Genomic DNA, 17769 nt, shown 5'->3' with positions numbered 1-17769 from the left:
GGGCCGGCGAGTTGGGCAACCATACGGTGGCCCTCGTTGCTCTTCTACGAGACAAAACAAAATCGCCCTTGCAGCGACTTACGCTGCAAGGGCGATTTTCATGAGGCGAGGCGCCTCGTGCCGAACGAGGCCGGGTAGGGCAGACCCAGCCCGGCCTCTCGACTTCGAGCCGGGGCTTACTTCGCCACGGCTTCGAGCGCTGCGTTGAACGTCTTGCTCGGGCGCATGACTTCGGCGAGCTTCGCGAAGTCCGGCATGTAGTAGCCGCCGATATCGACCGGCTTGCCCTGCACCGCGGCGAGTTCGCCCACGATGGCCTTCTCGTTCTCGGCCAGCGTCTTCGCGAGCGGGGCGAAGTGAGCCGCGAGCTCCGCGTCGTCCTTCTGTGCGGCCAGCTCTTGCGCCCAGTACATCGCGAGGTAGAACTGGCTGCCGCGGTTGTCCAGCTCGCCGGTCTTCGGCGACGGGCCCTTGTTGTTGTCGAGCAGCTTGCCGGTGGCGGCGTCGAGCGTCGTCGCGAGCAGCTTGGCACGCGCGTTGTTCGTCTTGATGCCGAGGTCTTCGAGCGACACGGCCAGCGCGAGGAATTCGCCAAGCGAGTCCCAGCGCAGGTGGTCTTCCTGCACGAGCTGCTGCACGTGCTTCGGCGCCGAGCCGCCCGCGCCCGTTTCGTACATGCCGCCACCCGCCATCAGCGGAACGATCGAGAGCATCTTCGCGCTCGTGCCCAGCTCCATGATCGGGAACAGGTCGGTCAGGTAGTCGCGCAGGATGTTGCCCGTGACCGAGATCGTGTCCAGACCGCGGATCACGCGCTCGAGCGAGTAACGCATCGCGCGGACTTGCGACATGATGTGGATCTCGAGGCCGCTCGTGTCGTGATCCTTCAGGTACGCCTCGACCTTCTTGATCAGCTCGTTTTCGTGCGGACGGTACGGGTCGAGCCAGAACACGGCCGGCATGCCCGAGTTGCGTGCGCGCGTGACGGCGAGCTTGACCCAGTCGCGGATCGGCGCGTCCTTCACGAGACACATGCGCCAGATGTCGCCTTGCTCGACTTCCTGCGTGAGCGCTTCGATGACTTCGCCCGTGGCGTTGTCGACGATGCGCGCCGTGCCGTCTTGCGGGATTTCGTAGGTCTTGTCGTGCGAGCCGTACTCTTCGGCCTTCTGCGCCATCAGCCCGACGTTGGGCACCGTGCCCATCGTGCGCGGATCGAATGCGCCGTTGGTCTTGCAGAAGTTGATGATTTCCTGGTAGATGCGCGCGAACGTGCTTTCCGGGATCAGGCACTTCGTGTCGGCCGGGCGGCCGTCGGCGCCCCACATCTTGCCGCCGGCGCGGATCATCGCGGGCATCGATGCGTCGACGATCACGTCGTTCGGCGCGTGCAGGTTCGAGATGCCCTTGGCCGAGTCGACCATCGCGAGCGACGGACGGTGCTCATGGCACGCGTGCAGGTCGCGGATCACTTCTTCGCGCTTCGATTCCGGCAGCGCTTCGATCTTCGTGTACAGATCGACCATGCCGTTGTTGACGTTCACGCCGAGCTCTTCGAAGAGCTTCGCGTGCTTCTCGAACGCGTCCTTGTAGAACACCTTGACGGCGTGGCCGAACACGATGGGGTGCGAAACCTTCATCATGGTCGCCTTCACGTGCAGCGAGAGCATGACGCCGGTCTTGCGCGCGTCTTCCATCTGCTCTTCGTAGAACGCGAGCAGCGCCTTCTTGCTCATGAACATGCTGTCGACGATCTCGCCAGCCTGGAGCGCCACCTTCGGCTTGAGGACGATGGTCTCGCCGCTCTTCGTCACGAGCTCCATGCGCACTTCGCGCGCCTTTTCGTTCGTGATCGATTTTTCGCCGTGGTAGAAGTCGCCGTGCTTCATGTGCGCGACGTGGGTGCGCGAAGCCATGCTCCACTCGCCCATGCTGTGCGGGTGCTTCTTCGCGTAGTTCTTGACTGCGAGCGGCGCGCGGCGGTCCGAATTGCCTTCGCGCAGCACCGGGTTCACGGCGGAACCGAGGCACTTCGAGTAGCGCTTCTGAATGGCCTTTTCTTCGTCGGTCTTCGGGTCTTCCGGATAGTCGGGGACCTTGAAGCCCTTGCCCTGAAGTTCCTTGATCGCGGCAACGAGCTGAGGAACCGACGCGCTGATGTTCGGCAGCTTGATGATGTTCGTCTCCGGCAACTGCGTGAGGCGACCCAGCTCGGCCAGATTGTCCGGCACGCGCTGCTCTTCACTCAGGAACTCGGGGAATTCGCCCAGGATGCGGCCCGCAACGGAGATATCGCTGGTCTCGACGTTCACGCCGGCCGGCGCAGCGAAGGTGCGGATGATCGGCAGAAACGAGCTGGTGGCGAGCAGCGGCGCTTCATCGGTCAGGGTATAGATGATGGTGGGTTGCTGGGTACTCATCGGCTTCTTGGCGGGGTTCAAAAACAGGGTGGTAACACCACCGGCTGCGCGCAGTCGGCGAAACACCTGGATTTTGCCTCAATTTGAGGAGACCTGGGGGCTTACTGTCCATCAATTTCATAATATGGAATGACGTTGCGCGATCCCGTTTGGCCAGGAAGCCGGCCGGTTTGGCCCGGTTCGGGCGGCCATGCGCTGAAAACGTTGCCACGCCAAAAGCCCGCCGAGCAAGGATTTGCGGGTTGCTGAGGGCGATCGGCCCACGCCGGAGGTGTTTTCTTGTTTTGGCGCCTGATTACTTGTCAATCTGGTAAAGACCCTTATAAATCGGGGCGTAAATCGTGCAGTCTTATAGAAGAATTTTTTGCCGGCGGCGGCCATTGTTGGCCGATTTAATGTCCAGGCCTGGCTACATGGAAATGTCCGCTTCGAGTTCATCGTAAGCTTGCCGCCCGTTGGAGATCGAGCGCCGGGAGCGCTTCGATGGCGGCAGCAATTGAACGGATAACGATGTCGATGCGCTTGCGTGCCATGCGGATGCGCTGCACGAGATCAGCATGCCGACACTGATCGTGCACGGTCGTGACGATCAGGTGATTCCGCCCTCGAATTCGCTGCGGCTGCTCGAGCTCATCGGACCCGAGCGGCTGCACGTGTTCGAGCAATGCGTGCACTGGACGCAAATTGAGCATGGTGCGGCATTCAGTGCGCTGGTCGAACAATTTCTGTAAGGCGTTGCGATGATCAGGTGGTCGCTGGAAGTGACACGCGTTATACCTTCCCAAGGCCTTCCCAAGGCAAGTCGCAGCAGTTCGCTGGCGTTCAGGCGTTGAGCGCAGCATCGTGAAGGCGGTCCAGCACGCGATGCTGGAGGTGGGCGTGGCCACGATCTTCACGGCCATCACGCTGGCAATCGGTGTGGCGACGTGGAGCTTTTCGGCGCTGAAGTTCCAGGCGGACGTGGGCGAGCTGCTGGCGTTCATGTTCCTCGTGAACCTGCTGATGGCGATGACCGCGCTGCCCGCACTGGCCTCGGTGCTGGAGCGGTGGTTCCCGCGCCGCAAGCCGGCGCGCGCGCCGGGCCTGTTCAGCCATTGATGTCAGGAGACCGAATCATGATCAAGACGCTTTTGGCCTGCGCCGTGTTGTGCGCGAGTGCTACGGCTTTTGCACAGCCCCATGGCGCGGTGGCGGACTGGGCGGCCAAACCGGTGCGCGCCTGGAGCGCGCCGGCGCACATGATGCTGCTGGACGCGGCGCGCGCCGGTTCGCGCATCGTCGCGGTAGGCGAGCACGAAGTCGAAAATGGGCTGCTGGGCGTCGGGCTGGACGGACTGCTGTTGAAGCAGGGTGCGGGCGCCAAGTGGTTCGAGGTCGCTCAGCGTCCGGATCGCGCGACACTCACTGCGGTCGTGATTGCGGGCGATGGAAAACCGGTTTGGCTTTCGCAGGACGGCGTGCGCGCCGCGCGTTGAACCGGCTCCGGCCCGAAGCGAACTGGCGCCGGCCGCCCGCGTTCGCCCGTGCATTCCGCCGCTCGATTGGCCTGTCTCCTCGCGCCGTGCGCATGCTGGCGCTGAACGGCAATGCCGTGCCCACGCAAAACGCCTCTGTGGACGACTGGCGTTACTGGATGTCCCTGATGCGTTGAGCCAGGCCGGCGCAGTTCGTCCCGGCGTTCGCGCAACAGATCATGCGTGAGACATCGCAACAAGTATTTGAGACGTACGGACAGGTTTGGTTGTCACGCCCCTTACGATCGTTGCTCCCGTATGCCGCCTCCTGCAAAGATGCCGGCATCTGCGAGATCGGCGCAGAACGGGGGCAAAATGAAAAAGAACCAGAGAAAGCCGCGGCAAAGCGGCATGTATTACTACGAGTCGGCCTGGTCGCTCGAACTCGCGCGCGGGGCTTCGCATATCGCCAGCACGCTTTCGGCGGCGACGCTGCAAGCGGCCGTGCACGAAGTCGTGCAAGAGTTCGTCGCGGCACAAGGCAGCGCGGAACTGGACGCCTTTTGCTGGCTACTGGCTGAGCGGCTCGACAAGCGAGGATGTGTTGCGGGCGCGACGCAGGCGAGAGACCTCGATACGTCCCGCCTGATGCGGGAGCTGGTTGGCCAGGCGTGAGACAGAAAGAATCATAAAAGCGTTTGTGCCGAGCATGGAATTGACTCCCCGAGCGGCTGCATTAAAGTCGAAACCGGATTCGGCAAAACGAAAATGCACCGTGCCGGCCTTATTTGCCAAATTGGCCATAGCGGCCAAAGCGGCCATATCGGCCATATCGGCCATAGCGGCCAATATCAGTCACGCCCGCGCTATAAAACGAGCGAATTTGGGTTTCAACCAGGTGCCTTGATGCTCCGGTACAAATAAGCTGCAAGCTGTGCCGCGTATCGACGCGTCCGGCGACGGCTTGCTGCGTCTCGCGTGTCCCGCGCCGCCAGAACGATGACGACGCAAGGATCTACGCCGAGGAGACAGCAGGCGTATCGCATGGCGCGCGATACATCGGTCATTTGCTTCCAATATGCTTACAAAAAGGGTGTGAGGTATTTCGATGTCAATAGAAAAATCCGCGGAAATCGCCGCCCGATTCGACCGGCTGCCGCCGTCGTTCACGGTCTGGTCGATGGTGGTCCTGCTTTCGCTCGGCGGGGTATTCGAGTTCTATGACCTGTTCTTTACCGGCTACGTCGCGCCGGGCATGGTGCATTCGGGCCTCTTCACGCCCGAGTCGCTCGGCTTCTTTTCCGCGCTCGGGCCACTCAAGGTTGCCGGCTTCGGCACCTTCGTGTTCTCCACCTTCGCGGGGCTGTGGGTGGGCGCACTCGTATTCGGCCAGGTGGCCGACCGGTTCGGGCGCCGCATCATCTTCACGTGGTCGCTGATCTGGTACATCGCCTGCACGGCCATCATGGCGTTCCAGACGACCGGCATGGGGCTCAACATCTGGCGCTTCATCGCCGGCATCGGCATCGGCATCGAGCTGGTCACGATCGACACGTACATTTCCGAACTGATCCCAAGCGCCGAGCGCGGCCGCGCCTACGCGGTCAACCAGTTCATCACGTTCAGCGTGGTGCCGGTGGTCGCATTTCTCGCGTACATCCTGAAGGACACGCAGCCGCTCGGCCTCGACTACTGGCGCGTCGTGATTCTGATCGGCTCGGTGGGCGCGGTGGTGGTGTGGTTCCTGCGGCGCAACATTCCGGAAAGCCCGCGCTGGCTCGCGCGCCACGGACGCGTGGATGAAGCGGAGCGCATCGTCGCTGAAATCGAGCGCCGTGTGACTGCGGAGAAGGGGATTGCGCTGCCGCCGCCCGGAGCCATTCAGCTCGAAAAAGGGGGCCGCGGCTCGCTTGGCGAAGTGCTGCGCCCGCCTTACTTGCGCCGCACGGTGATTCTCTCGATCTTCAACATGGCGCAGGTGATCGGCTTTTACGGCTTCGCGGCATGGGTGCCGACGCTCTTGATCGAGCGCGGCATTCACGTGACGCAGAGCCTCGCCTACGCCTTCGTGATCGCGATCGCGAATCCGTTCGGCCCGCTCATTGGCGTCTGGTTCGCTGACAAGCTCGAGCGCAAGACGCAGATCGTCGGTGGCCTGCTGGTCATGGCGATCGTCATCGCGTTCTTCTCGCAGGCCTCGCAGCCGGGCGTGCTGATCGTGCTCGGCGTGCTCTTCACGCTGGCATCGAACGTGATGTCCTATGCCTACCACGGCTATCAGGCCGAGCTCTATCCCACGCGCGTGCGTGCACGCGCGGTGGGCTTCGTGTATTCGTGGAGCCGGATCGCCGCGGCGTTCGCGGGGCTCGCCATCGGCATTCTGCTGCATCACTACGGCGTGCCGGGCGTGGCGATCTTCATCGGCGTGGCCATGTTCGTGGGCATTGTGATGATTCTGCTCGGGCCGAACACGCGCGGGTTGTCACTCGAGGATATCAGTCACTGAACGCATCAATGCCGCCGCGTGCCGCAGTGTGATGCGGCGCGGCGGCGCGGCGCTACCCTCAGCGCCGCGCTTCTCGCGCAGACGCCGCAATTCGCCTCGGCGCCAACGTGAAGAAGCTCGCCTCCAGACGGACTATCGCAGGACGCTGCCCGTCGTCTCGCCGGACCTTGATTGTGCAGATTTCGTCATTTACGGCGTAGAACGGCATCAAGACGCTGATTTTATTCTTGTCGAAAATGTCTACTGAAGGATGCTAGAGATCAGGCATGGATTAAATCGGTGTCGTTCTTCTAAGGGCGATCCATGGAAGATCCGGCAAAGCCAATAACGAATAATAAGGGAGGCAGCGTCGATGAAGCACAACCCTGGCCGCCGGCCATCATTCAGGTATGCAAATCTGGTGGTCGCCGCAATCGTGGCCTTCTCGGCAATGGCTGCCCATCACGTACGGGCTGCCGAGAGCACCTTGGTGTACTGTTCAGAGGGTAGCCCGGGAGGATTCGATCCGGCGCAGTACACGACTGGCACCGACTTTACCGCGAACACGTTCACTGTGTACAACCGCCTTGTCGAGTTCGAGCGCGGCGGCACCAGGGTCGAGCCCGGCCTTGCGCAATCGTGGGACGTTTCCCCTGACGGCAAGACCTATACGTTTCATCTGCGCCACGGCGTGAAGTTTCAGACCACCGCGTTCTTCAAGCCCACGCGCGAGTTCAACGCCGACGATGTCGTGTTCACGTTCCAGCGCATGCTCGACCCGAACCAGCCGTTTCGCAAGGCGTATCCGGTGTCGTTCCCGTACTTCACCGACATGGGCCTCGACAAGCTGATCGTGAAAGTCGAGAAGATCGATCCGTATACCGTGAAGTTCACACTGAATGAACCCAACGCGCCGTTCATCCAGAACGTGGCGATGGAGTTTGCCTCGATTTTGTCGGCGCAATACGCGGACCAGTTGTTGAAGGCCGGCAAGGCCGCCGACATCAACCAGTATCCAGTGGGCACGGGCCCTTTTATCTTCAAGAGCTATACGAAGGACGCGACCATCCGTTTCGATGGCAATCCTGATTACTGGAAGCCGGGTGCGGTGAAGCTTTCGAAGCTGATTTTCTCGATCACGCCCGATGCCAGCGTGCGCGTACAGAAGCTCAAGCGCGACGAATGCCAGGTAATGAGCTATCCGCGCCCGGCCGATATCGGGCCGCTGAAGAGCAGCGCGGATATCGACGTTCCGTCGCAGCCGGGCTTCAACCTTGGCTATCTCGCGTACAACTTCGAGCGCAAGCCGTTCGACAAGGTCGAAGTGCGCAAGGCGCTCGACATGGCGATCAACAAGAAGGCCATTCTGGAATCGGTGTATCAAGGCGCAGGGCAGGCCGCCACCGCGCCCATGCCGCCGACGCAGTGGTCGTACGATCCGGGTCTTAAGCCCTCGTCCTATGATCCTGTCAACGCGAAGGCGTTGCTCACCAAGGCGGGCTTGCCGAACGGCTTTGAGATGACGCTCTGGGCGATGCCTGTCCAGCGCCCCTACAATCCGAACGCGCGTCTCATGGCCGAGATGATCCAGGCCGACTGGGCGAAGATCGGCGTGAAAGCGAAGATCGTCACCTATGAGTGGGGCGAGTACATCAAACGTGCACATGCAGGGGAGCAGGACAGCATGCTGATCGGCTTCACTGGCGATAACGGCGACCCGGACAACTGGCTGGGAACGCTGCTCGGTTGCGATTCTGTGCACGGCAACAACTTTGCTCATTGGTGCTACAAACCGTTCGACGATCTGGTCCAGAGGGGCAGGGCGGCAACGGATCTCAATGCACGGACAAACATCTATACACAAGCGCAACAAATTTTCGCGCAGCAATTGCCATTCTCACCGATCGCCAACTCGACGGTCTATCAGCCGGCGCGCAAGAGCGTGGTCGACATGCGCATCGAGCCGCTCGGTTATGTGCGTTTCGACGGCGTTAGCGTGAAGTAGACCGCATTGTTGCGCAGTATTTATCGAAACTGTTTGAAACCTATGTCTTGGAGCGAAGCATGACTATCGGTGTTGGTGGTTCGAGCGCGGAAATCGAACTGGACAAGCTGCACGATATGACGCAGGGTGTGGCGCCGATCAGCAACGGCGAATATTTCGACCGAATCGCGCTCGCGCAAAAGCTGATGCGGGACGCGGGTATCGATGCCATGCTGGTCGATGCCAACAACAACATGCTCTATTTCACCGGCATTTCATGGCACCGCAGCGAGCGGTTGGTGGCGGCGATCATTCCTGCCCGAGGTGAAGTCAGATACATCGTGCCGGCTTTCGAAAAGGGCACTTTCGACAGCATGCTGAAGATACCGGGAAAGATCGACCTATGGGACGAACACGATGACCCCTGGCTGCACGCCATGCGGATCATTCGGGATATGGGCATACACGCTGGTACGCTGGCGCTCGACGAGACATCTCCCTTCCTGACCTACGAGCGACTGCGCGAGCACGCGGACGGTCTCGCGATTGTGGGCGCGGCCAGGATCACCACGGTTTGCCGCAGGAAGAAGTCGCGCACGGAAATCGCTTTGCTTCAGCGTGCAAACGACATGACGCTGCGTGTCCATCAGGCCGTTGCGCGCATTTTGCGTGAAGGCATCAGTACTGGCGAAGTCGCCGAATTCATCGATAAAGCCCACCGCAAGGTGGGTGCGCGACGCGGCTCCAGTTTCTGCATCGTCCTGTTCGGTGGCGACACGGCGTTCCCGCACGGTGTCAGTGCGCCCAAGGCGCTCGAAGGCAACGACATGGTGTTGATCGATACCGGTTGCCAGTTGCACGGTTATTGCTCGGACATTACCCGGACCTACGTGTTCGGAACACCCAGTGACCGGCAGCGCGAAGTCTGGGAGCACGAACAGCGGGCGCAACGTCGTGCGTTCGAAGCGGCGCAAATCGGCAGGACAGCCGAGTCGGTCGATGCCGCGGTGCGCGAGTATCTCAAGAGCGTTGGCTACCGCGACAACTACGGGTTGCCGGGTTTGCCACACCGCACCGGGCATGGAATTGGGCTCGAACTGCACGAACATCCCTATCTGGTGAGAGGGAACAGCGTGCCGCTGGAGGAGGGCATGTGCTTCAGCATTGAACCGATGCTGTGCGTGCCCGGCGAATTTGGCATCCGGCATGAGGACCATGCCTACATGACGCAAAGCGGTCCGCAATGGTTCACGCAGCCGGCAGCCTCAATCGACAATCCGTTCGGCGAGTGATGCCGCGCCGGACTTTCCGGTACCGAGATTGATTTGACGAGCAGCACTTCCAGTGAGCGGCCCGGCGTAAGCCGGACTGCTCTCTCACAATGGCGTTGCTGAAAACCCGCGGGCGGTAAGCGTTCGCAGGTCACATTGTCTGTCGGACTGCGGCACCGCTTCCAGAGCTTCTCAACGGATCAAATCTGGTTTTCCAAAATAAAGGTGTGCCGCTATACATGGCCGGGCGCACGCATGCCTGATATGCGTATTGCGTAGTTAATGGCTGGTATTAAAGGCTTTAAAACTCTGCCTTGACAAAGCGCTGCAACACCCTCTATTTTTCCTCTGCCAAGATTCATTACTAAATATTTCAAATGGGTATTCGGGGGAAACGGTATAAGTTTCCGGAATTACCTGATCCATATAATTAGTTATCCGGAATAATTGCCGATTCATTGAATTGAATTAAAACGGTCAGAAAATAGAAAGCTTATTGTCAGCCGCTGTGTGTCGGCGATTCTTGCATGTGCAGTCTGTTTTCCTAATGCGTCTCCCCGGCGAAGGCGGCCTTTGTGTAGCGGTATTTCACCAATCACAGGGACAGAAATGAATCCAGACAGTAGGTTCAACAAGGGCCGCCCGCGCGGCGTGGGCAGGCTAGCCGCGTCCGGTGCGCTAATCGCTGGCGTGCTGATGCTCGCGGGATGTGGTGGCGGAGACGGCAGCTCCGGGGCTTCCGGTGCGAGCGCAATGAACCAGGTGGCCGCGAGCCAGCAGGCGCAAAACGGCAACCCGCAAGGGCAAAACGGTAATCAGCCTTATGTCGACCCCGTCGCTTATTCGCCCAATGCCACCGACGCCCTGCCGCTGAACAAGGTCGCGGAGAAGGCGGCCGTCATGCATTATCAGTGGACGTCGGGCAAGACGTCGATCAACTACACGACGACAACGGGCCACTTGACGGCCTCGAATGCGAATGGCACGCCTGAGGCGACGATGTCGTATGTCGCCTACACCGCACCGAGCACGAACGGAGCGCCGCGGCCCGTCACGTTCATCTATAACGGCGGGCCGGGCTCGTCGTCGATCTGGTTGCGGCTCGGTTCGTTCGCGCCCACGCGCGTCGCCACGCCCGACCCGCTGATGACGAACTGGCCGAATTTTCCGCTCGTCAATAATGCGGAAAGCCTGATCGATACCACCGACATGGTGTTCATCGATCCCCCGGGCACGGGCCTCTCCGAGGCGATTCAGCCGTACACGAACCAGAACTTCTGGGGCTGCGATCCGGACGTCAACGTGATGCGCGATTTCATCATGCGCTATCTGGCGGCGAACAATCGCAGCGGCTCGCCCATCTATCTCTATGGTGAGTCGTACGGCACGCCGCGTACGGACATGCTCGCGCTCGCGCTCGAAACGGCTGGCGTGAAGCTCACGGGCATCGTGCTGCAGTCGTCGATTCTGAATTACTTCGCGGACGCCATCGAGGCCACGGCCATCACGGCTTCGACGGAGGGTCTCGCGCTCGATACCGATACGCTCGCGGGCTACTACCCCGGCTATGCCGAGGTCGCCGCGTACTTCAACCAGGTCTCGCCGCCGCTGATCGATCAGGGGCTCTTTGCTTATCAATCGGAGGTCTTCGCGACGGGCCAGTACAACCACTTTGGAAAGTACGCGCAATCGTGGGTGCTGAGCCAGCTTGGCATTCCGGGCGCGCTCGGCACGCCCGTTTTCCCGGCCCAGCGCACGCTCGACTCGTGGCGTTGGCCCTCGAGCCTGACGTTGCAGGCGCTACAGGGCTACTTCAACGCGAATCCCTTCAATATCGAGCTGATCCCGGGCACCACCATCGGCCGTTACGATGGACGCGTGTCGTTGCCCAATTCGGATCCGCGCTTGCAGAGCGACGGCGACCCGTCGGACATTCTGATTTCGCAGCCGTTCACGACCGCGCTGGCGACACAGATGCCGGACTATCTCGGCTACCGCGCGCCTAACGCGACGTATATGCCGCTGAACGACAATATCATCAACGTATGGGACTTCTCGCACGACGGCCAGCCACTGCCCGACACGCTGCCTGATCTGCTGGGCGCGATCCAGCTAAACCCGCAGTTGCAGGTGCTTTCCGAAAACGGCTATCACGATCTCGCCACGCCGTTCTTCAATACGGAGAAGCAGCTCGCGCGTCTGCAAACGGTGAAGGGACTGGCGCCGAACCTGCAGGTCAACTTCTTCCAGGGCGGACACATGATTTATCTGGACGATGTGGCGCGCCCGAAGATGAAGGCCGATCTCGCGAACTACTACGCTGGACAGCCCATTCCGCTGGCGCTTTCGCTCTGGACGCTGCCCGCTCCGTGGTCCGACGAGAGCCCGGCGGGCACGCCTACGACGGCGACTGCACAGGCCACTGCAACGCAGTAAGCTTAAGAGACGGGTCCCTGCGGAGCCGGGGACCTGATCCACACTTTCATGCACACCCAATGAATGCGAGTGATCATGTCCGAACTCAATAAACTGTGGCGCCTCGTGCCGCTAGTCGTGCTCGTTGCCGTGTTTGGCAACGCGCAGGCGGCAACCCAGGCCGTGGCACCTGTCACGCTCCCGCAAGGCGGGCACGGCGTTGACGGTCCGTTTTTCCCCACCAACCGTCCGATGCCCGTGACGCCATCCACCGGGACGCAGTTGCAACAAGAGGCGCAAAAGCGCATTGAAGCGCGGCTAGGCGCGAATTCGGTTCTGAGCAATGGTGCAACGATCACGAAGGCACAGGCGCAAAGCAGCGGCCTCGGTTATATCGCGCAGCATTTCGACCAGATCGACACGGCGCATGCGGGCCGCGTCTCGATGAGCGACGTGCGGCAGTATCTGCAGCAGCAAAAGCAGCAATAAGGCCCAGGGTCTGTTCAAATTAGAAACAGACCCTTGCGTCTCGTTGCGGATCGGCGCCGTATGACATGGCCGATCCGCAACGCCTTACTTCGGCGACACGTCGATATCGCCGAAGTACTTGTGCGCGAGCGACGCGACCGTGCCATCGGATTCGAGCTTCGCGATGGCCGCATTCAGGCGCTGGCGCAGCGCATCGTCGCCTTTGCGCAGACCGAATGCCACGCCGCTGCCGAGGATCGCGTCGTCGCGCACCGGCGCACCAACGAACGCGAAGCCCTTGCCATCAGGGCGGGAGAGAAAGCCTGTCTGGCCAGCGGGCGCGAGCAGGAGCGTCGCGTCGAGGCGTCCCGCCGCGAGATCGGCGTAGATCTGGTTCTGGTCCTGGTACGCCACGACGCTCACGCCTTCCGGCTCCCAGTGCACCTTTGCATAGGTTTCCTGAATAGACGATTGCAGCACGCCCACGCGCTTGCCTTTGAGCGACGCCGTGGTGGGCGTGAGGCCGCTGTCGCTGCGGGCAATCAGGCGGGTGGGGACGCGATAGATCACCGTGGTGAAATCGATGGCCTCGCGGCGCTTGGCCGTTGCGTTCATCGCCGAGTTGATGGCGTCGAACTTGCGGCCGTTGAGCGCGGGAATCAGCCCGTCGAACGACGTCTCGACCCACTTGCAGGTGAGATGCGTGGCCGCGCACACGGCATTGCCGATGTCGATGTCGAAGCCTTGCAGGCTGCCATTGGCGGCCTTGGATTCGAAGGGCGGATATTGCGCCTCCACGCCAAAGCGCAGTGCGGTCGTATCCGCGAATGCCGGAAGCGCGGCACAGGCGCAGGCGAGTGCGAGCAATATCCTGGATAGCTTCATGGTGATCTCCTTGCGATGGTTGTCGTTTGATGTGCGCGTAACCGACCCAGAACGGACAGGGGCCGCTCAGATTGCGCACAGCCGGCGCGCGCCTTCGAGCAGGGTGGCGTCGTCCTTCGAAAAGCTCAGGCGGATGAGGCCGTCGTCGGTGCCGTCCGTGTAGAACGCGGAGAGCGGAATGGTCGCCACGCGTGCGTCGCGAATCAGGCGCAGCACGAAATCGCTGTCGCGTTCGCTGGAAAAGGCGCGAAAGCGGGCGAGCAGGAAGAAGCTGCCGGCGCTCGGCAGCAGCTCGAATCGCGAGCCGGCCAGCGCGTTCACCAGCAAATCACGTTTGTGCTGATAGAGCTCGCCCAGGCCGAGATAAGTCGCCGGATCGGCGAGCGCTTCGGCAAACGCGTATTGCATTGGCGTATCGGCGGAGAACATCATGAACTGATGGACTTTGCGGATCTCTTCCATCAGTGCGGCGGGCGCGAGGCAATAGCCGACGCGCCAGCCCGTCACGTGATACGACTTGCCGAACGACGAGACGATCACGCTGCGCTCGGCCAGCGCCCGGTGGCGCGCCATGCTCTGGTGCTGCGCGCCGTCGAACACGACGTGTTCGTAGACTTCGTCGGAGAGGATCACGATATCGGTGTTGCGCGTGAGCGCTTTCAGGCGCGCGATGTCGTGCTCGTCGAAGATCGTGGCCGTGGGATTGTGCGGCGTGTTCACGATGATCATGCGCGTTCGCGGATTGATCGCGGCGGCGACTTCATCCCAGTTCACGCGGAAATCCGGTTGCGCGAGCTTGATCGCCACGGGCGTCGCGCCCTGCAGGCGGACGATGGGCGCATAGCTGTCGAACGACGGCTCGAAATAGATGACCTCGTCGCCCGCATGCACGAGCGCGCTGATTGCGGCGTAGAGGCCCTCGCTCGCGCTCGCCGTCACCGTGACTTCGTCGGCGGGGTCGTAATGCGCGCCGTGCAGCGTTTCGAACTTGGCGGCCAGGGCTTCGCGCAGCGTGTGAATGCCCGCCATCGGCGCGTACTGGTTATGGCCCGCGCGCATGGCGGCGGCAACGTTCTCGACGAGCCGCGCATCGGGCTCGAAATTGGGCGCGCCTTGCGAGAGATTCAGCGCGTCATGCTCGGCGGCGAGTTGACCGATGACGGTGAAGATCGTCGTGCCCACGTCGGGCAGCTTCGAGCGTGTGCGAGCGGCGCTCTGCATGGGTTGGTACTCCCTCGGGGGGGGCGGCGTCGTGGCAGACGCCGTGATGGAAAGTGTCCATTTAGCCCAAAGCGCGCCGCCGCGGCAATCGAATAATTCTCATGGCTGGCATGCATTTGCCTCATGGAGCGCGCTTCGCCCCGTTCAGCAAGCGCCTGGCCGGCGTCCCTCGAGCGAGCGTCAGCCAGCGTCCGGGCGCTCTCGATCCTGCGCGATCCACTCGCTGAAGCGCTGGACCTTCTGCTGCTGCGCGACGCACTCGGGGTAGACGAAATAGTAGCGCCAGCCCGTCGCCACGGCCAGATCGAAGGGCATCACGAGCCGGTTCGCGGCGAGATCCTCGCAGGCGAGCGTGCGGTCGCCAATGGCCACGCCGAAGCCTTGCATCGCGGCGCTGGTTGCGAGGTCTAGCGACTCGAACGTGGGGCCCGCGTGGGCATTGACATGCTGCGCGCCCGCTTGCGCGAGCCAGAGCTTCCAGTCGCGGTGGTCGCGCGTCGGGTGCAGCAGGGTTTGACGCGCAAGGTCGTCGGCGTGCGCGATGGGGGACTTCTCGAGCAGCTCCGGCGCACACACGGGCGTGAGGTATTCGTCGAAGAGCAGCACCGCATGAACGCCCGCGCCTGGTGCGGGCGCATAGACGATGGCGGCATCGAACGGCTCGACCTGGAAATCTGCTTCGTGCTGCCAGGTAGTCGTGATCTGCACCTGAAGATCGGGATGCTCGGCCTGGAAGCGCATGATGCGCGGCAGCATCCAGCGCATGACGCAGGTGGGCACCTTGAGCGCCAGCTCGGTGCGCTGGCGCGTGAGGCGCATCGAGGCCTCTTCGATGCGCGCAAAACCGTCGCGTACGGCGGGCAGCAACTGCTCGCCCTCGGGCGTGAGCGTGAGCCCCTTGGGCGAGCGCCGGAACAGCGGCAGCCGGTAATACTCTTCGAGCGTGAGGATCTGCCGGCTCACCGCGCCTTGCGTGAGGCACAGATGCTCCGCCGCACGCGTGAAGCTGCCGTAGCGGGCGACCGTCTCGAAGATCTGCAGGGCGTTCAGGGGCGGGAGGTGTCTCATGGTGCGTGGCCGGCCTGAACGTTGTCCTTCGTGACGAGCACGACGGGGGTTTCGATGAAGTCCGAAAGATCGTCCTGGGTCTGCTGCTCGACATGGGCCTGCATGGCCTCGTCGAGGCCATAGACGGCCTGTTTGGCCGCGAACTGGTCGAGCGTGGCGAGCACCTGGCCTTTCTTGATCAGCGGTTTGATGGCGTCGTCGTTGTTGAAGCCCGTGATGAGGACGCGGCCGCTCAACTGCGCCGCGCGCACGGCATCCACGGCGCCGCGCGCCATGTTGTCGTTCGCGCAGAGCAAGGCGCGGATGCCGGGGTGCGCCGCGAGCATCGCGGCCGCGGCGAGGCGGGCTTTACCGTATTCCCAGTCGCCGGGCGCGATGGCCACGATCTCGACATGCGCGGCCTGCATCGCATCGCGGTAGCCGGCGTTGCGCTCCTGTGCGTTGCGCGCGCTGTGCACGCCTTCGATGATGCCAACCCGGTCGCCCGGCCGCAAACGATGCGCGAGATAGTCGCCCACGAGCCGCGCGGCGCGCCGGTCGTCGGGGCCCACATAGGGCACGCGGATGCCTGCCGCCAAGAGCGCGTCGGCGTCTAGCGGATTGTCGATCGCCAGCGTGAGGATGCGTTGCTGCACGCTGCGGCGCGCGGCCGGCACGAGGGCGCGCGAATCGGCCGGCGCGACCACGATGGCGTTCACGCGCTGGGCGATCAGCGCGTCGACGAGGCGGATCTGCCCGTCCGAGTCGGTCTCCCCCGTGACACCTTGCACGAGCAGCGTGAAGGGGTAGGGGGCGTGCGCCTGAAAGACCTTCGCGGCGGCGATCATGGTCTGCGTGTAGGCATCCGGGAGGCCCTTGAGCACCAGCGCGATGGTGAAGTTGCGCGTCGCGCCGCTGCTGGTGTGCGTGCGCGCGGCACCGATCGCGCCAAGCAGGCTCGCAATTACGACGCGGCGGCGTTTTTCATCAGGCATGGCAAAGGCGGCGGCTTGGGGCGCGCAAGGCGCGAGATTCGGAGCGTCGATCAGGGAATGCTGGAAGTGTAAACGACGCACGGGGCTTCGGCGCGGCATTCATGAGGCGCCGCTTCAGTTGCGCGTCTCGTTTGCCTCGCGAGCCTCCGGTGCCGATTGCGCCCGCGCGACGAGATGCTCGACCATGCGTTGGGCGGCGGGCTGCAATGCGTCGAACTCGCGAAAGCAGACGATGAAGCGCCGCCGCGCCCAGGCATCGGCGAGCGCGATCATGCGTACGTTCATGATGCGCGTGTAGGTCTGTCCGACCTCCTGTGGCACGACGCTGATGCCCAGATTCGCCGCGACCACCCGGAACGCGGCATCGAAGTTCGACACGGTCGCGCGATAGTCGATGGTGCGCCCGCTGCGCGCCGCCGAGCGCTGCAGTAGCGTATGAACGGCCGTGGACGGCGGCAGGCCCACGTGCTCGTAGTCGAGCGTATCGGCGAACGCGACGCGCTTGCGGCGCGCGAGCGGGTGGTCGGGATGCACCGCGAGCGCGAGCCGGTCCTCGCGCCAGGGGCGCGACGCCAGGCCGGCGAGTTCCACGTTGTCCCAGCACACGCCCACCGACGCCACGCCATCGCGCACGCGCTGCACCAGTTCGCTGGACGTGCGCTCCTCCACGTTCACGCGGATGTTCTGGTGCGCCGGCATGCGCATGAACGAGGCGAGATCGTCGAGCAGCGCCTCGGCGATGGCCGATGCGGAGGCGCACACGCTCACGCTGCCGCGCAATCCGCTGCCGAAAGCGGCGATGTCGCCGAGCGCGCGCTCGAGCGTGAAGATCACGCTGCGTGCGTGCTCGAGGAGAGCGACGCCCGCCGGCGTGGGCTGCACGCCGCGCCGCGAGCGCGTGAGGAGCGGCACGCCGAGGCTGGCCTCCAGTTGCGCGATGCGCTTGCTGATCGCCGAAGGCTCGATGTGCTCCTCGCGCGCGGCGCGGCCCATGTTGCCGTGCTCGCACACGGCAACCAGCAATCGCAGGGTCTTGATGTCGATGTCGTGCATGTGCACTGCTCCGTCTCGCTCCACGGGGTTTCCGGTCCGCATCGATGCCGAGCCGTTATGTTTCCAGTTCG

General features: G+C 62.7%; 14 protein-coding genes and 1 pseudogene. 9 read left to right on the top strand and 6 right to left on the bottom strand.

Translation table 11 applies throughout. The features are described 5' to 3' along the window. Positions 1 to 176: 176 nt before the first annotated feature. Positions 177 to 2420: an NADP-dependent isocitrate dehydrogenase gene (locus EYW47_RS28575; protein ID WP_133198206.1), complete on the bottom strand. Its 2244-nt coding sequence runs from the start codon at positions 2418 to 2420 to the stop codon at positions 177 to 179. A gap of 542 nt (positions 2421 to 2962) precedes the next feature. On the opposite strand from EYW47_RS28575, the gene EYW47_RS28570 reads away from it, so the two are divergent. The 9 genes and pseudogenes from EYW47_RS28570 to EYW47_RS28525 all read left to right on the top strand — a co-directional run bounded on the left by EYW47_RS28570 (position 2963) and on the right by EYW47_RS28525 (position 12518). Continuing rightward, positions 2963 to 3151 (top strand): alpha/beta fold hydrolase, encoded by a 189-nt coding sequence (locus EYW47_RS28570; protein ID WP_338117850.1) that lies wholly within the window; start codon positions 2963 to 2965, stop codon positions 3149 to 3151. A 94-nt stretch (positions 3152 to 3245) separates the two neighbouring features. Beyond that, positions 3246 to 3518, top strand: a pseudogene (locus tag EYW47_RS28565) (MMPL family transporter); the annotation flags it as partial. Between the two features lie 17 nt (positions 3519 to 3535). Continuing rightward, positions 3536 to 3895: a hypothetical protein gene (locus tag EYW47_RS42095; RefSeq protein ID WP_240763961.1), complete on the top strand. Its 360-nt coding sequence runs from the start codon at positions 3536 to 3538 to the stop codon at positions 3893 to 3895. 354 nt (positions 3896 to 4249) lie between these two features. Then, positions 4250 to 4549, top strand: coding sequence for a hypothetical protein (locus EYW47_RS28550; RefSeq protein WP_133198204.1), 300 nt, complete (start codon positions 4250 to 4252; stop codon positions 4547 to 4549). Between the two features lie 505 nt (positions 4550 to 5054). Then, complete coding sequence (locus tag EYW47_RS28545; RefSeq protein ID WP_377785335.1) at positions 5055 to 6380, top strand: MFS transporter; 1326 nt, start codon at positions 5055 to 5057, stop codon at positions 6378 to 6380. A 430-nt stretch (positions 6381 to 6810) separates the two neighbouring features. Further along, positions 6811 to 8364 carry an ABC transporter substrate-binding protein gene (locus EYW47_RS28540; protein ID WP_240763975.1) on the top strand — a complete coding sequence of 518 codons (1554 nt, stop codon included), beginning with the start codon at positions 6811 to 6813 and terminating at the stop codon, positions 8362 to 8364. 59 nt (positions 8365 to 8423) lie between these two features. After that, complete coding sequence (locus EYW47_RS28535; RefSeq protein WP_133198201.1) at positions 8424 to 9635, top strand: M24 family metallopeptidase; 1212 nt, start codon at positions 8424 to 8426, stop codon at positions 9633 to 9635. Between the two features lie 588 nt (positions 9636 to 10223). Next, a complete protein-coding gene (locus EYW47_RS28530) occupies positions 10224 to 12050 on the top strand; it encodes a S10 family serine carboxypeptidase-like protein (protein WP_133198200.1) in 1827 nt (608 codons plus the stop codon). A 75-nt stretch (positions 12051 to 12125) separates the two neighbouring features. After that, a complete protein-coding gene (locus tag EYW47_RS28525) occupies positions 12126 to 12518 on the top strand; it encodes a 2-oxoglutarate dehydrogenase (RefSeq protein WP_133198199.1) in 393 nt (130 codons plus the stop codon). Between the two features lie 84 nt (positions 12519 to 12602). On the opposite strand, the gene EYW47_RS28520 is transcribed toward EYW47_RS28525, so the two are convergent. The 5 genes from EYW47_RS28520 to EYW47_RS28500 all read right to left on the bottom strand — a co-directional run bounded on the left by EYW47_RS28520 (position 12603) and on the right by EYW47_RS28500 (position 17698). Then, positions 12603 to 13382, bottom strand: a complete 780-nt coding sequence (locus tag EYW47_RS28520; protein ID WP_133198198.1) for an ABC transporter substrate-binding protein — start codon at positions 13380 to 13382, stop codon at positions 12603 to 12605. Between the two features lie 66 nt (positions 13383 to 13448). Then, positions 13449 to 14603 (bottom strand): pyridoxal phosphate-dependent aminotransferase, encoded by a 1155-nt coding sequence (locus EYW47_RS28515; protein WP_133198197.1) that lies wholly within the window; start codon positions 14601 to 14603, stop codon positions 13449 to 13451. Positions 14604 to 14783: 180 nt separating this feature from the next. Further along, complete coding sequence (gene gcvA, locus EYW47_RS28510; RefSeq protein ID WP_133198196.1) at positions 14784 to 15671, bottom strand: transcriptional regulator GcvA; 888 nt, start codon at positions 15669 to 15671, stop codon at positions 14784 to 14786. Then, positions 15668 to 16645, bottom strand: coding sequence for a substrate-binding domain-containing protein (locus tag EYW47_RS28505; RefSeq protein WP_133198195.1), 978 nt, complete (start codon positions 16643 to 16645; stop codon positions 15668 to 15670). The genes gcvA and EYW47_RS28505 overlap by 4 nt, the downstream gene beginning before the upstream one ends. 114 nt (positions 16646 to 16759) lie before the next feature. Further along, complete coding sequence (locus EYW47_RS28500; RefSeq protein ID WP_133198194.1) at positions 16760 to 17698, bottom strand: LysR family transcriptional regulator; 939 nt, start codon at positions 17696 to 17698, stop codon at positions 16760 to 16762. Positions 17699 to 17769 lie beyond the last annotated feature (71 nt).

Origin of the sequence: Paraburkholderia silviterrae, from assembly GCF_004353915.1 — a bacterium.
Taxonomy (GTDB): domain Bacteria; phylum Pseudomonadota; class Gammaproteobacteria; order Burkholderiales; family Burkholderiaceae; genus Paraburkholderia; species Paraburkholderia silviterrae.
The sequence above is the reverse complement of the archived record's forward strand: the minus strand, read 5'-3'. Positions and strand labels throughout refer to the sequence as shown.

Excerpts from the sequence above, each read along its gene's own strand:
- EYW47_RS28515 (WP_133198197.1), bottom strand. The coding sequence starts at position 14,603 with ATGCAGAGCGCCGCTCGCACACGCTCGAAGCTGCCCGACGTGGGCACG.
- EYW47_RS28500 (WP_133198194.1), bottom strand. The coding sequence starts at position 17,698 with ATGCACGACATCGACATCAAGACCCTGCGATTGCTGGTTGCCGTGTGC.
- EYW47_RS28505 (WP_133198195.1), bottom strand. The coding sequence starts at position 16,645 with ATGCCTGATGAAAAACGCCGCCGCGTCGTAATTGCGAGCCTGCTTGGC.
- EYW47_RS28545 (WP_377785335.1), top strand. The coding sequence starts at position 5,055 with ATGGTGGTCCTGCTTTCGCTCGGCGGGGTATTCGAGTTCTATGACCTG.
- EYW47_RS28575 (WP_133198206.1), bottom strand. The coding sequence starts at position 2,420 with ATGAGTACCCAGCAACCCACCATCATCTATACCCTGACCGATGAAGCG.
- EYW47_RS28550 (WP_133198204.1), top strand. The coding sequence starts at position 4,250 with ATGAAAAAGAACCAGAGAAAGCCGCGGCAAAGCGGCATGTATTACTAC.
- EYW47_RS28525 (WP_133198199.1), top strand. The coding sequence starts at position 12,126 with ATGTCCGAACTCAATAAACTGTGGCGCCTCGTGCCGCTAGTCGTGCTC.
- EYW47_RS42095 (WP_240763961.1), top strand. The coding sequence starts at position 3,536 with ATGATCAAGACGCTTTTGGCCTGCGCCGTGTTGTGCGCGAGTGCTACG.
- EYW47_RS28540 (WP_240763975.1), top strand. The coding sequence starts at position 6,811 with ATGGCTGCCCATCACGTACGGGCTGCCGAGAGCACCTTGGTGTACTGT.
- EYW47_RS28535 (WP_133198201.1), top strand. The coding sequence starts at position 8,424 with ATGACTATCGGTGTTGGTGGTTCGAGCGCGGAAATCGAACTGGACAAG.
- EYW47_RS28520 (WP_133198198.1), bottom strand. The coding sequence starts at position 13,382 with ATGAAGCTATCCAGGATATTGCTCGCACTCGCCTGCGCCTGTGCCGCG.
- EYW47_RS28530 (WP_133198200.1), top strand. The coding sequence starts at position 10,224 with ATGAATCCAGACAGTAGGTTCAACAAGGGCCGCCCGCGCGGCGTGGGC.
- gcvA (WP_133198196.1), bottom strand. The coding sequence starts at position 15,671 with ATGAGACACCTCCCGCCCCTGAACGCCCTGCAGATCTTCGAGACGGTC.